Genomic DNA, 12,957 nt, shown 5'->3' on the forward strand with positions numbered 1-12,957 from the left:
TGGATCACACCACGCCGCGCCAACCGGGTTCAGCGCCGCCGGTGGATCAGGTCGAAGACCTCCCGGCCCGCGGTCAGCGCGCGCCGCTCGAACTTCGTCACCGGGCGGTGCGCCGGACGGGGCGCGTAGCCGCCGTACACGTCGACCAGCTCCGGGTCGGCGGTGAGCGTCTCGCGCATCGACTCGGCGTACTCGGCCCAGTCGGTCGCGCAGTGCAGCGTGCCGCCCGGCGCCAGCCGGGACCGCAGCAGCGCCACGTGCGCCGGCGCGATGATCCGCCGCTTGTGGTGCCGGGTCTTCGGCCACGGGTCGGGGAAGAAGACGTGCACGGCGTCCAGGCAGCCCTCCGGCATGGCCCGGACCAGGTCCAGCGCGTCGCCCTCGGCCACCCGGACGTTGTCCAGACCGTGGCGTTCCACCAGGTCGAGCAGGTTGGCGATTCCCGGCGTATGGACCTCGACCGCCAGATAGTGTCGGTCCCGGTCGGCCGCCGCCATGGCGGCGGTGGCGTCGCCCATGCCGGAGCCGATCTCCAGCACCAGCGGCGCCCGTCGTCCGAACAGCGTCGTCGGATCGCACGGCCCGTCGAGGGCGGCGATCTCGAGGCCGTACGCGGGCCAGAGCCGGGTGAGCGCGTCGCGCTGCCGCTCGCTCAGCCGTCCGCGACGCGGATGGAAGGTACGGATGCGGCCGGCGGCGATGTCGGGGAGGGTCACAGCGACCCGAGCCTACGCGACCCGGATCGGATGTGATGTGCGGCCGGGGGTGAGAGGATTCATCCCGTACGCCGGGAGGGGTCATGGGGTCGTTCAGGGTACGTGAGGCGCTGCTGGTCGCGGTCGCCGCGTGCGCCGCCCCGCTGGTCGGCGCGCTGTCCGCCCAGGCCGCGCCGCGCGCCGCCGAACCGGTGCCGGAACAGCCCCCGGCCGACGTGATCTTCGTGGAGGTCACCCCGGGCACCGTCTCGCCCGGCTACCTCGTCGGCATCCGGGCGAGCTGCCGGAACAACACCGTGCCGGCGATCGTCACCTCGGACGCGTTCGGCAAGATCCAGGTGCAGCCGCAGCGCGGCCTGCTCACCGCCTCGCCGATGGTCCACGAGCGCACCCGGCCCGGCAACTACCGCGTCAAGCTGGAGTGCCCGGGCGGGGAGACCGCCTCCACCATGCTCCAGGTGGTCAAGCAGGGCCAGCCCACCCGGCAACCGCCCCAGCCGAGCCATCTGCCCAGCCGCGGTCCGGCGACCGGATTCGGCGGCACCGCCGGCTCCGGGCTCGGCGGCCTGCTGGTGCCGGTGGGGCTGGCGGTGACAGTGGTCGGCGCCGGGCTCGGCGTGGCCGCGTCCCGCCGGCAGGCCCGCGGCGCCGCCGGACGCTGAGGCCGGTCATGGCCGAGCACTTCGTTCCGCCGCCCGCCGGAGCCCGGCGCGGGTCGCGGCCGTGGATGCCGCCGCCCGCCGCGTCGCGACCCTGGTATCCGCCCTCGGCCGATCCGCCGGCCCTGCGCCCGGGGCCTGCAGGCCCGCCGCCGGTCGAGCCGCCGGCGTCGTCGGGTGGGCGGGACCGGGGCCGGGGTCCCTGGTCGAAGCCGCTGGCGGTGGTGCTGGTGCTGGTCGGGGTGTTCGCCACCGGGGCCGGGCTCGGGCGCACGGCCGGTCCGTTCGACTTCGCCGACGCGTCGACCGAGTCGAGCCGGTCGAACGGGTCGGGCGCGGTGGCCCCGGCGAGTGCCGCCGCCCCGGCCCGGAAGCCGGCGAGCCGGCCGGTACGCCTGGCCGTGCCCGCCATCAAGGTCAACGCGCCGGTGACCCCGGTCGGGCAGGCGAAGGACGGCTCGGTGGACGTACCGCCGCTGACCGAGCACGACCAGACCGGCTGGTACGACAGGGGATCGGTGCCCGGCGACCCGGGCCGGGCGATCATCGTGGGTCACGTCGACACCAAGAGCGGTCCGGCCGTGTTCTACCGGCTGCGCTCGCTCAAATCCGGCGCGCGGATCCAGGTGACCCGCGCGGACCGCAGCGTGGTGACCTTCAAGGTGGACAGCGTCGAGTACTTCGACAAGTCGAACCTGCCGGCCGCCCGGGTCTACGGCGACTCGGGTCCGGCCGAGCTGCGGCTGATCACCTGCGGCGGCGAGTGGGTCGGCGGCCGTACCGGCTACCAGGACAACGTGATCGTCTTCGCATCCCTGGCGAGCTGACCGCTACCCACCGCTCTCGCTCCCGCCCTCACTCCGGCGATCATGAGGTTGGCGGCGACAAAACGGACGCGGAGCGCCGTCAACTTCATGATCGACGGGGAGAGCCGGGGGCGGGCCGGGGCGGGAGAGGGTGGGTCAGGGCTTGGCGGGGACCTGCTGGACCACCTCGAACTCCAGCAGGGTGGCGCCGGTGGCGACCGGCTTGCGGGGTTCGCCGCCCTCGGCGTGCGCGGCCCGGGACGGGCCCTGCGCCCACGCCTGATAGGCCTCCTCGCTCTCCCAGCGCGTGTACACGAAGTAGCGGGTGTCCCCGGCGACCGGGCGCAGCAGCTCGAAGCCGAGGAAGCCGGGGGAGTTCTCCACCGCGCCGGCCCGGGCCGCGAACCGCTTCTCCAGCTCCTCGCCGGCGCCGGACGGGACGTCGATCGCGTTGATCTTCACGACAGCCATGTGTCCACCCTAACCAGCGCCGCGCTCAGAACGTCTCGACGACCGGTGCCAGGTCCGCGTCGACCACGATCGGGGCGTGGTCGGACGGGCCCTTGCCCTTGCGGGCCTCCCGGTCCACGTACGCGGAGCGGACCGCCCGGGCGAACGACGCGCTCGCGTACACGAGGTCGATCCGCATGCCCTTGTTCTGGTGGAACATCCCGGCCCGGTAGTCCCAGTACGTGAACGGGTGCGGCCCCTTCATCGGCGTCGGCACCACGTCCTCCAGTCCCAGGTCACGCAGCGCGGCGAGGGCGGTCCGCTCGGCCGGGGTGACGTGGGTGGAGGTGACGAACAGCGCCGGGTCCCAGACGTCGGCGTCGGTGGGCGCCACGTTGAAGTCCCCGCAGACGGCCACCGGCAGCGCGCCGGCCACCTCCGGTTCCAGGGCGTCGCGCAGCGCCGCGAACCAGGCCAGCTTGTACGCGTAGTGCGGGTCGTCCGGCGCGCGGCCGTTGGGTACGTACACCGACCAGACCCGCAACCCGTCGCAGGTGGCCGAGATGGCGCGGGCCTCGGGATCGGGGAACCCGGGTTCGCCCGGGAAGCCGACGGCCACGTCGGCCAGCCCGACCCGGGACAGCACGGCGACGCCGTTCCACCGCCCGTCGCTGTGGCTGGCCACCTCGTAGCCCAGCTCGCCCACCTCGGCGACCGGGAACGCCCCGTCGGGGCACTTGGTCTCCTGCAGGCACACGACGTCGGGTTTCGTGGTGGCCAGCCAGTCGAGCAGCCGGGGCAGGCGGGCCTTCACCGAGTTGACGTTCCAGGTCGCCAGGCGCATGTCCCCAGCCTGCCGCATCGCCGCCCGCCCCGCCCGGTCAGCGCTCCGGGGTGTCGCCGGGGCGGGTCTGCTCGGCGAGGAAGCGTTCCAGCTCGGCGCCGAGTTCGTCGGCGGTGGGCAGCGGCCCGGTCTCGCCGGCGAGCAGGCTCTTCTCGCCCCGGCCGCGGGCGAACGCGTCGTACTGCTCCTCCAGCGCCTGGACCAGCGTCGCCGCCTCCTCGGTCTGGGTGACCTGGCGGTCGATCTCCACCCGGACCGCCTCGGCGGCGGTCCGCAGCGCCTCCACCGGCAGCAGCAGGCCGGTGCTGCGGGACACCGCGGACAGCAGCGCCTCGGCGGCGGCCGGGTACTCGGCCTGGGCCACGTAGTGCGGCACGTGCGCGGCGAAGCCGAGGGCGTCGCGCCCCTGCTCGCCGAGGCGGTACTCCAGCAGGTGACCGACGCCGGCCGGCACCTGCACCTTCTGCAGCCACGGCTCGTGCCCGGCGATCAGTTCCTTGCGGGTGGCGTGCGCGGTGACGCCGCTGGGCCGGGTGTGCGGCACCGCCATCGGGATCGAGTTGAGCCCGACGGTGAGCCGGACGTCGAGGCGGGCGCTGAGCCCGGCGACGGCGGCCACGAAACGCTCCCACTGCAGGTCCGGCTCGGGGCCGGTGAGCAGCAGGAACGGGGTCTCGTCGTCGTCGCGCAGCAGGTGCAGCTCCAGCGCCGGGGCGTCGTAGGACTCCCAGTGGTCCTCGACGAACGTCATCACCGGGCGGCGGGAGCGGTAGTCGAAGACCTGGTCCACGTCGAAGCGGGCGACGACCTGGGCGTCGAGCGAGGTGAGCAGCTGTTCCCGGGCCAGCCGGGTGGCGTTGCCGGCGTCGACGAAGCCGGTGAGCGCCTGGATCAGCACCGGCTGGCCGAGCTCGGGCAGCTCGTCGGTGAGTTCGTAGAGCTCGTGTGGATCGAGCACCGGTGGGTCCTCCCTGTCGACGCGTGCGGGGGAGCGCCGAGCGCGCGGACTCCCCGGTTCGGCAAACGTACCGGGGTGGGTGGTCCATTCCGTTACGGCCACGTCCGATGCCCGGATGATGATCACGATTCGGCTACGCCCCGGTCCGGCGACCCATATCCGGATCGTCCGAACGGACGAGTTAGTCGATCATCGGGCGGGACCGGGAGGTCTGCGGCGTTCCTGCCCGCGCCGCCGCGCGCGCCGTCGCCCGGGTGATTGGTCCGGTTCCCGAGGTCCGTGGTCCGCCGGCCCGCGCTGGGGCGGGCCGTCCGCTTCGGAACGGCCAAAGTGTGGCGAGGGCCACCCTTTCGGCCTGGGTGATCCCGGTTTGCCCCGCCTAGCCTCGTCGGATGCGTAACGACGGCAACCTCGACGACCCGTTCGGCTCCGGCCGCCCGGCTGACCGTTCGGACGATACCCCCTCCACCAACCGTTCGACGATGCTCCAGGGACTCTTCCGGCGTACCCGCTTCTGGGCACCCATGAACCCCCGGCCCGGCCGGACGAAGCTGGCGGTCGCCACCGGCGCGGCCTGCTGCCTCGGCCTGGTCGGTGTCAGCCAGGCCGGCTTCGGCGCTCCGGACCGCGCCGCCGCCCCGGCGCCCTCGGCGGAGGTCGCCGAGCGCGCGGAGGTCGACCCGGCCTCCCGGGCCATGACCCGGCCGAGCACCGCCCCCGCCAGCCCCAGCGCCACCCCGTCCGCGACGGCGAGCCCGAAGGCGACCCCCACGGCCAAGGCCACACCGAAGAAGACGGTCCGGCAGATCGTCCCGGTCGCCGGCCTGGACCGCACCCAGATGAACAACGCCAAGAAGATCGTGCAGGCCGGCAAGGAGATGGGCATGCCGCGCCGCGCCCTGGTCATCGCGGTGGCGACCGCCATGCAGGAGAGCACCCTGCTCAACTACGCCAGCGGCGTGCTGCCCGAGTCGCAGAACTACCCGCACCAGGCGATCGGCTGGGACCACGACTCGGTCGGGCTGTTTCAGCAGCGCCCGAGCAGCGGCTGGGGCACCGTCGAGCAGCTGATGGACCCGGAGTACGCGACGAAGGCGTTCCTGTCCGCGCTGGCCGAGATCCCCGGCTGGCAGAGCCTGCCGCTCTCGGTGGCCGCCCAGGCCGTGCAGATCTCGGCGTTCCCGGACGCGTACGCCCAGCACGAGTGGCGCGCCGGCGAGGTGGTGGCCGAGATCCTGGGCTGACCCGGACGGGTGGTTGCGGAAGGGCTGATTCGGGTATCAGAGGGCTTGCCGGTCCCAGGTACACATGAAGGGGACCGCGGGACGGGAGGACCCTCATGTCGCTGATGCAACGGATCACCGCCTTCCTGCGGTCGCCGCGGGGCCAGCAACTGGTCGACCGCGGCCGGCGTGAGATGTCGAAGCCGGAGAACCAGGCCCGGCTGCGGCAGATCGCGACCCGGCTGCAGTCGCGCCGGCGCTGACCCGCGTCACCCCCGCCGCACGAGCCTCCGGAGCCCTTCGTGACCGACCCCGCCCCCGTCGACGGGGAGCCCAACGCCGTCCCCACCGCCCCCGTCCCGCCGGTGGAGGTGCCCGAGGCGCCACCGGCCAAGCTGTGGGACCGGATGCGGGAGGACCCGCAGTACGCGCCGGAGCACCTGGCCCTGGAGGCCGTGCGCCGGCTCGGCCCGGAGGCCGCGCAGTGGGCCGCCCGGGAGCGGGCGCTGCGGCCGGACGCCCCGCCGGAGCACTTGGCCGACCAGGCGGTCCGCAAGTTCGTCAACCACGCCCGGCTCTCCGGTGCGGTGTCCGGCGCGGCCGGGCTGCCCGGCGCGGTGATCGACGTGGGCGTGCTGGCCTGGACCCAGGCCCGGCTGGTGCTGCACGTCGCGGCCGCCTACGGCGTCGACCCGGCCCACCCGGACCGGGCCACCGACCTGCTGGTGCTCCAGCGGGTGCACAAGGTCGCCGAGACGGCCCGCCTCGCGCTGGGCGTGGCCGCCGGCCGGGAGCGGGCCGGTGCGCTGTTCGGCTCCGCCGGTGACCGGGCGCTGGGCCGGGTGATGCTCCAGCTCGGGGTACGGCTGGCCCGGATGGCCGGGGTGCGTGCCGCCAAGCGGATGTTCGCCAAGGTCGTGCCGGGCGCCGCGATCGTGCTCGGCACCTGGGCCAACTCGTCGGCCACTAAGGAACTGGCCGACCGTACGCGTGCCCTCTACCGCGCCGCCGGTCCCCGGCAGCTACCCGGCCCGCGTCAGCCCTGACCAGCGGGAGGCGTTCCAGGCCACCTCGGCCAGCCGGCCCTGCCCGGTCGCGTTCGGGTGGAACCAGTCGAGCGCGTTGACCTGGTCCAGGTCGAAGCGGTGGCGGTGCACCGCGCCGCCGTCCCACCGGCAGCGTGACCCGTACGCCCGGCAGGCGGCGCGCAGTTGCCCGTCGTACGCCTCGATCCGGTCCCGGACGCGGGCCCGGCGGGCCACTGGGGCGGGTGCGGTCGACGTGGCGCCTGCGAGCAGCGACGGGCAGACGCCCCGCGACCAGGCCCGCACGGCGCGGGGCTCGGTGTGCCCGATCTGCCAGAGCCGGTACAGGTCCGGGATGCTGACCACCAGCACCCGGGCCTTCGGCCGGCCGTCGCGCAGCACGCCCAGCGCCGCGTCGACCTGGTCACGGAAGGTGGCGACCGGCGTCATGTCGTCGACGTCGCCCCGGCAGGCGTCGTTCGCGCCGATCAGCACGGTGACCAGGTCGGCCTTGTCGCGTACCGCCGACCGGGCCTGGCCGGTCAGCGCGGCCGCGCGGGCCCCGGGCACGGCCCGGTTGTACGCCCGCAGCCCCGGCGCGTCGGCGCGCAGCCGCCGGTAGAGGCTCTCCACCCGCAGGCCGTCCCCGGTCGACCAGGAGTTGCGTTCGCAGCTCACCAGCACCAGGCAGGAGCCGTAGCCGGTGCTGACCGAGTCGCCGAGCGCGACCAGCACCCGGGGTTCGCCGGGGGCGGGTGTGCCGGAGGGCCGGGGTGACGCCTCGCCGGAGCCGTCACAGGCGAGCGCGACGAGCGCCGCCAGGCAGGCCAGCGCGGCGATCCAGCGTCTCATCGGTCCCCCGTCCGGCGGCGGCAACGGGCGCGTCGACCCTATGCCCCGGCGGGGTCCCGGTGGCGGTTCTGTCGGCTATCAGGCATCGACCACTGTCGTTCACATCTGTCGTGTCGGCGCAGGCCGGCCGTGCAGCCACCGGTGCAGCGCCCGGGTGATCCGGGGCAGCACCAGGTAGGTCATCAGCGGGGTGAGCACGAGCGTCATGAGCAGCGTCCGGCCGGCCAGCGGCACGCCGGCGAGGAACCGGGTGGTCAGCAGCGTGGCGGCCAGGCTGAGCGGGAAGAACGCCAGCCAGATCGTGACGGCCTGCTTCCAGCGCGGCGGCGCGGCCGGCTCCGGCTCGCCGAACGTCTCGACCACGTGGTCCACCGGCGGGTCGAACCAGCCCTCGATGCCGGTACGCCGCTCGACCCGGGTGTGCTCGACGATGCCCTGCGCCGAGCCGAGCCACCAGCGCCGCTGCGGCGAGTCCTCCCAGTCGCGCAGCGTGTCCGCGTCGGCGAAGCGGTACATCACGTGCCACTCGCCCGAACCGGGGGCGCTGCGGACGAAACCGGCGCCGAGGAAGCCGGGGAAGCTCTCCGCGAGCGCCGTCCCGGCCCGCATCCACGCCACCACCTCGTCGGTACGCGCCGGGTCGGCGCGCCGGGACACGGCGACGGTCACGGGTACGGCCTGCGTCGTGGTCATGCCATCCTCTCCACCGTCCGCGGGATCTCCGCCGGTACCGGCGCACCGATGTAACGCACCCGCTGTCCGGGCGCATCCGGCGCCTGCCCGCCGGGTGTCCCGGATCACCGGCGTTCCCGCGCCGGCCGGTTATCCCCGCCCGTGCCGGGGTAGGCCCCAGGAATGACCCGATCACAGCCCCGCCGTGCCCGCGGCACGGTCGGCCACGCGAACAGCGCCCTGAACCTGCGGCTCGCGCTCGCCACGTTCGGTCTGGTCGTGATGACCGTCTTCGCGGTGCTCGCGTTCGCCGCGGACATCGCCTGGCTGGGTGTCGTCTGCGCGCTTCTCGCCGTGGTGGCGGTGGTCGACCTGGTCGTGATCCAGCGCCGCCGCGCCGCGCGCCGCCGGGAGGAGCCGGGCGTGCGGCACTCGCTGTTCGAGTGACAGGAGTACGAGATGCCCATCGCCACCACCAATCCCGCCACCGGACAGGTGCTCAAGACGTACGAGGCGATGTCGGACGAGCAGATCGACGCCGCGATCGAGCGGGCCGACCTCGCCTTCCGGCAGTTGCGTGACACCACGATCGCGCAGCGGGCCCGGTGGCTCCTCGCCGCCGCCGACCTGCTCGACGCCGAGCGTGACGAGACGGCCCGGCTGATGACCACCGAGATGGGCAAGACGTACGCCGCCGCGAAGGCGGAGGTCACCAAGTGCGCCACCGCCTGCCGCTTCTACGCCGACAACGCGCCCCGGATGCTCGCGGACGAGCCGGCCGACGCCGCCGCGGTCAAGGCGAAGCGGGCGTACGTGCGCTACCAGCCGATCGGCCCGGTGCTCGCGGTGATGCCGTGGAACTTCCCGCTGTGGCAGGTGATGCGGTTCGCCGCCCCGGCCCTGATGGCGGGCAACACCGGCCTGCTCAAGCACGCCTCGAACGTGCCGCAGACCGCGCTCTACCTGGAGGACCTGTTCCGCCGGGCCGGGTTCCCCGAGGGCGCGTTCACCACGCTGCTGGTCGGCTCCGACGCGGTCGACCGGATCCTCAGCGATCCCCGCGTGCGCGCCGCCACGCTCACCGGCAGCGAGCCGGCCGGCCGGTCCATCGCCCAGATCGCCGGCCGGGAGATCAAGAAGACGGTGCTGGAGCTGGGCGGCAGCGACCCGTTCGTGGTGATGCCCTCGGCCGACCTGGACACCGCCGCCGAGGTCGCCACGACGGCCCGCTGCCAGAACAACGGGCAGTCCTGCATCGCCGCGAAGCGGTTCATCGTGCACACCGACGTGTTCGACGCGTTCGCGGAGAAGTTCGCCGCCCGGATGGCGGCGCTGCGGGTCGGCGACCCGATGGACGACGGCACCGACGTCGGCCCGCTGGCCAGCGAGCGCGGTCGCGACGAGGTGCACGCCCAGGTCACCGACGCGGTGGACCAGGGCGCGACGGTGCTCTGCGGCGGCGAGAAGCCGGCCGGGGGCGGCTGGTACTACCCGCCGACGGTGGTCACCGACCTGCGCCCGGAGATGCGGATGTGGTCCGAGGAGGTGTTCGGGCCGGTCGCCGGGCTCTACCGGGTCGGCTCGTACGACGAGGCGATCGCTGTCGCCAACGGCACCAGCTTCGGCCTCGGCTCCAACGCCTGGACCAACGACCCGGCCGAGCAGGAGCGCTTCGCCGTCGACCTGGACGCCGGCAACGTGTTCATCAACGGCATGACCACGTCCTATCCGGAGCTGCCGTTCGGCGGTGTGAAGAACTCGGGGTACGGCCGCGAGCTGTCCGCCGCCGGCATGCGCGAGTTCTGCAACACCAAGACCGTGTGGATCGGCGAGGGCGAGGCCGGCGCGGGCGCCGGCGCGCACTCCGAGTAGACGCGATTGGCCGGACGCCGTCACGGGTAGGAGTGCCCACCATGACGGCGTTCGGCTTCCACGCATCCCACGAGCAGATCCACCCGGCCCGGCTGCTGGAGGCGGTGATCCACGCCGAGCGCGCCGGCTTCGACGCGGCCATGTGCTCCGACCACTTCTCGCCGTGGAGCGAGCGGCAGGGCCAGTCCGGGTTCGCCTGGTCCTGGCTCGGTGCCGCGCTCCAGGCCACGAACCTGTCCTTCGGCGTGGTGAACGCGCCCGGCCAGCGCTACCACCCGGCGATCATCGCGCAGGCCATCGGCACGCTCGGCGCCATGTACCCGGGCCGGTTCTGGGCCGCGCTGGGCACCGGCGAGGCGTCCAACGAGCACATCACCGGCGACGTCTGGCCGCGCAAGGACATCCGTACCGCCCGGCTGCGCGAGTGCGTCGACGTGATCCGGGCGCTGCTCGCAGGCGAGGAGGTCAGCCACGACGGCCTCGTCACCGTCGACCGGGCGAAGCTGTGGACCCGGCCGGAGGAGCCGCCCGCGCTCGTCGGCGCCGCCGTCAGTGTCGCCACCGCGCGCTGGTGCGCCGAGTGGGCCGACGGGCTGATCACCGTCAACGCGCCGGTCGAGCACCTGCGGCGGATGATCGACGCCTACCGGGACGCGGGCGGACGCGGCCCGCTGCACCTCCAGGTGCACGTGAGCTGGGCGCCCGAGCAGGAGCAGGCCGAGGCGATCGCGTACGAGCAGTGGCGCAGCAACGTGTTCGCGCCGCCGGTCTGCTGGGACCTGGAGACCCCCGAGCACTTCGACGTGGCGAGCGCCGACGTGCCGATGTCCAAGGTCGCCGAGACCGTGAACGTCTCCGCCGACCTGGGCCGGCACATCGGCTGGCTGGAGGAGTACGTGGCGCTGGGCTTCGACCGGATCGCGCTGCACCACGTCGGGCAGGAGCAGCGCGCGTTCATCGACACGTTCGGCGCCGAGGTGCTGCCGAAGTTGCGCTCCGCCGCCTGATCACACAGCACCCCGTCGGCGCTTAGGCTCGTCGTTCGTGGATGCTCTGTTCGAGGTCGTGGTCTTCCTGGCCATCGCGACCTTCGGTGCGGCGCTGGCCCGCCGGCTCGGCCTGCTCGCGCCGATCCTGCTGGTGGTGCTCGGCCTCGCGCTGTCCTACCTGCCGTTCTTCCCGCACGTGCGGCTGGACCCGGACCTGGTGCTGGTGGGCATCCTGCCGCCGCTGCTCTACGTGGCGGCGCTGGAGACGTCGGTGCCGGCGTTCCGGCTCAACCTGCGGCCGATCCTGCTGCTCGCCGTCGGGCTGGTCGTCTTCACCGCGTTCGCGGTGGGCACCGTCGTGCACTGGTTCCTGCCCGAGCTGCCGTACGCGATCTGCCTGGCGCTCGGCGCGGTGGTGGCGCCGCCGGACGCGGTCGCCGCCACGGCGGTGGCCCGGCGGGTCGGCCTGCCCCGGCGGGTCGTCACCATCCTGGAGGGCGAGAGCCTCGTCAACGACGCCACCGCGCTGGTGCTGCTGCGGGTGGCGATCGTCGCCGCGACCGCCACCACCGGCGGCGTCGGCGTCGGCGACGTGGCCCGCGAGGTGGTCGTCGCGGCCGGCGGCGGCATCCTGGTCGGCCTGCTGGGCGTGGTGGTCTTCGGCTACCTGCACAAGCGCATCACCGACCCGGTGCTGGACAACGCGCTATCGCTGATCGTGCCGTTCGCCGTGGTCTTCGCCGCCGAGGAGATCCACGCCTCCGGCGTCGTCGCGGTGGTGGTGACCGGCCTCGGCATCGGGCACAAGCTGCCCACGCTGCTGTCTGCCGCCTCCCGGCTGCAGGTGACCGCGTTCTGGCGGCTGATCCGGTTCCTCCTCGAAGGACTGGTGTTCCTACTGGTCGGCCTGCAACTGCCGGAGGTGGTCCGCGACCTCGACGAGCCGTTCGGCTCGCTGGCCGCGATCACCGCCGCGGTGCTGGCCGCCGTCTTCCTGTCCCGGTTCGTCTGGGTGTTCCCGGCCACCTACCTGGCCCGGCTGGTGCCCCGGATCCGGCAGCGCGACCCGGCGCCGCCGGTGCAGTTCCCCGTCGTCATCGGCTGGGCCGGCATGCGGGGCGTGGTGACGCTCGCCGCCGCGCTGGGCCTGCCGCTCACGCTCGCCGACGACGCGCCGTACCCGCGTGCGCTGCTCATCTGGCTCGCCTTCGCGGTGATCGTCGCGACGCTGGTCGGGCAGGGCGCCACGCTGCCCTGGGTGGCCCGGCGGCTGCGGCTGCCCCCGGACGACCCGGTGCAGGACGCGCTGTCCGCCGCCGGGGTGCAGCAGCGGGCCAGCCGGGCCGCCCGGGAACGTCTCGACGAGCTGGCCGAGGGCGCGCCGGAGGCGGTGGTGGAACGCCTGCGCGGGCTGACCACCTCCCGGGCCAACCTGGCCTGGGAGCGGCTGGGCGGCACCGAACGGGAGACCCCCTCCCAGGCGTACGCCCGCCTGCGGCAGGAGATGATCGACGCGGAGCGGGAGGTGTTCCGGGCCGCCCGCGACTCCGGCCAGATCCCGGAGGAGGTGCTCACCCGCGCCTACCGTGATCTGGATCTGGAGGAGTCCATGCTGCGACAGGAGGTCGTCGAATGAGCTGCCAGCACCTGGCCGAGGCGGGCACCGCCGAGCCCGGCACCACGACCGAGTGCCCGGACTGCGTGGCCATCGGCAACCCGGACTGGGTGCACCTGCGCGCCTGCCTGGACTGCGGGCACGTGGGCTGCTGCGACTCGTCGCCGTACCAGCACGCCACGAAGCACTTCGAGTCCACCGGGCACCCGGTGATGCGGTCGGTCCAGCCGGGGGAGTCGTGGCGCTGGTGCTTCGTGGACGAGGAGATCGGCTGAC

General features: G+C 73.9%; 16 protein-coding genes. 10 read left to right on the plus strand and 6 right to left on the minus strand.

The features are described from left to right. Positions 1–29: 29 nt before the first annotated feature. On the minus strand, positions 30–716 hold the full coding sequence (trmB, locus tag CLT75_RS02500; RefSeq protein ID WP_135239294.1) for a tRNA (guanosine(46)-N7)-methyltransferase TrmB: 687 nt from the start codon (positions 714–716) through the stop codon (positions 30–32). Between the two features lie 83 nt (positions 717–799). Here trmB and CLT75_RS02505 point away from each other — a divergent pair, with 83 nt between their 5' ends. Together CLT75_RS02505 and CLT75_RS02510 are read left to right on the plus strand one after the other, a co-directional pair. Continuing rightward, positions 800–1,378, plus strand: coding sequence for a hypothetical protein (locus CLT75_RS02505; protein WP_135239295.1), 579 nt, complete (start codon positions 800–802; stop codon positions 1,376–1,378). An 8-nt stretch (positions 1,379–1,386) separates the two neighbouring features. Continuing rightward, positions 1,387–2,202, plus strand: coding sequence for a class F sortase (locus CLT75_RS02510; protein ID WP_486485041.1), 816 nt, complete (start codon positions 1,387–1,389; stop codon positions 2,200–2,202). Positions 2,203–2,337: 135 nt separating this feature from the next. Here CLT75_RS02510 and CLT75_RS02515 read toward each other — a convergent pair whose 3' ends face one another. The 3 genes from CLT75_RS02515 to CLT75_RS02525 are packed head-to-tail and all read right to left on the minus strand — an operon-like array spanning position 2,338 to position 4,433. Continuing rightward, a complete protein-coding gene (locus CLT75_RS02515; protein WP_018784922.1) occupies positions 2,338–2,652 on the minus strand; it encodes an antibiotic biosynthesis monooxygenase family protein in 315 nt (104 codons plus the stop codon). A gap of 25 nt (positions 2,653–2,677) precedes the next feature. Next, positions 2,678–3,475 carry an exodeoxyribonuclease III gene (locus CLT75_RS02520; RefSeq protein ID WP_135239296.1) on the minus strand — a complete coding sequence of 266 codons (798 nt, stop codon included), beginning with the start codon at positions 3,473–3,475 and terminating at the stop codon, positions 2,678–2,680. Between the two features lie 37 nt (positions 3,476–3,512). Further along, entirely contained in the window at positions 3,513–4,433 is a 921-nt protein-coding gene (locus CLT75_RS02525; protein WP_135239297.1) for a proteasome assembly chaperone family protein, read from the minus strand. A 392-nt stretch (positions 4,434–4,825) separates the two neighbouring features. Here CLT75_RS02525 and CLT75_RS02530 point away from each other — a divergent pair, with 392 nt between their 5' ends. The 3 genes from CLT75_RS02530 (at position 4,826) to CLT75_RS02535 (ending at position 6,702) form a co-directional block, all read left to right on the plus strand. Beyond that, complete coding sequence (locus CLT75_RS02530; protein ID WP_135239298.1) at positions 4,826–5,677, plus strand: peptidase M23; 852 nt, start codon at positions 4,826–4,828, stop codon at positions 5,675–5,677. Positions 5,678–5,772: 95 nt separating this feature from the next. Beyond that, positions 5,773–5,919 (plus strand): hypothetical protein, encoded by a 147-nt coding sequence (locus CLT75_RS32515; RefSeq protein WP_166456378.1) that lies wholly within the window; start codon positions 5,773–5,775, stop codon positions 5,917–5,919. Positions 5,920–5,958: 39 nt separating this feature from the next. Then, on the plus strand, positions 5,959–6,702 hold the full coding sequence (locus CLT75_RS02535) for an EcsC family protein (protein ID WP_135239299.1): 744 nt from the start codon (positions 5,959–5,961) through the stop codon (positions 6,700–6,702). Here CLT75_RS02535 and CLT75_RS02540 read toward each other — a convergent pair. Together CLT75_RS02540 and CLT75_RS02545 are read right to left on the minus strand one after the other, a co-directional pair. Further along, positions 6,679–7,533: a GDSL-type esterase/lipase family protein gene (locus CLT75_RS02540; protein ID WP_135239300.1), complete on the minus strand. Its 855-nt coding sequence runs from the start codon at positions 7,531–7,533 to the stop codon at positions 6,679–6,681. The two genes, CLT75_RS02535 and CLT75_RS02540, sit on opposite strands and share 24 nt — an antisense overlap. Positions 7,534–7,632: 99 nt before the next feature. Then, on the minus strand, positions 7,633–8,226 hold the full coding sequence (locus CLT75_RS02545; protein ID WP_135239301.1) for an antibiotic biosynthesis monooxygenase: 594 nt from the start codon (positions 8,224–8,226) through the stop codon (positions 7,633–7,635). Positions 8,227–8,388: 162 nt separating this feature from the next. On the opposite strand from CLT75_RS02545, the gene CLT75_RS02550 reads away from it, so the two are divergent. The 5 genes from CLT75_RS02550 to CLT75_RS02570 are packed head-to-tail and all read left to right on the plus strand — an operon-like array spanning position 8,389 to position 12,956. Further along, complete coding sequence (locus CLT75_RS02550; protein ID WP_013285356.1) at positions 8,389–8,652, plus strand: DUF6343 family protein; 264 nt, start codon at positions 8,389–8,391, stop codon at positions 8,650–8,652. 12 nt (positions 8,653–8,664) lie between these two features. Further along, positions 8,665–10,077: an NADP-dependent succinic semialdehyde dehydrogenase gene (locus CLT75_RS02555; protein WP_135239302.1), complete on the plus strand. Its 1,413-nt coding sequence runs from the start codon at positions 8,665–8,667 to the stop codon at positions 10,075–10,077. 32 nt (positions 10,078–10,109) lie between these two features. After that, on the plus strand, positions 10,110–11,084 hold the full coding sequence (locus CLT75_RS02560) for a TIGR03885 family FMN-dependent LLM class oxidoreductase (RefSeq protein WP_486485042.1): 975 nt from the start codon (positions 10,110–10,112) through the stop codon (positions 11,082–11,084). Between the two features lie 37 nt (positions 11,085–11,121). Beyond that, positions 11,122–12,702 (plus strand): Na+/H+ antiporter, encoded by a 1,581-nt coding sequence (locus CLT75_RS02565; protein ID WP_135239304.1) that lies wholly within the window; start codon positions 11,122–11,124, stop codon positions 12,700–12,702. Further along, positions 12,699–12,956, plus strand: a complete 258-nt coding sequence (locus tag CLT75_RS02570) for a UBP-type zinc finger domain-containing protein (RefSeq protein ID WP_135239305.1) — start codon at positions 12,699–12,701, stop codon at positions 12,954–12,956. Before CLT75_RS02565 ends, CLT75_RS02570 begins: the two co-directional genes overlap by 4 nt. The last annotated feature ends 1 nt before the right edge of the window (position 12,957 follow it).

The organism is Micromonospora sp. CNZ285, assembly GCF_004637285.1.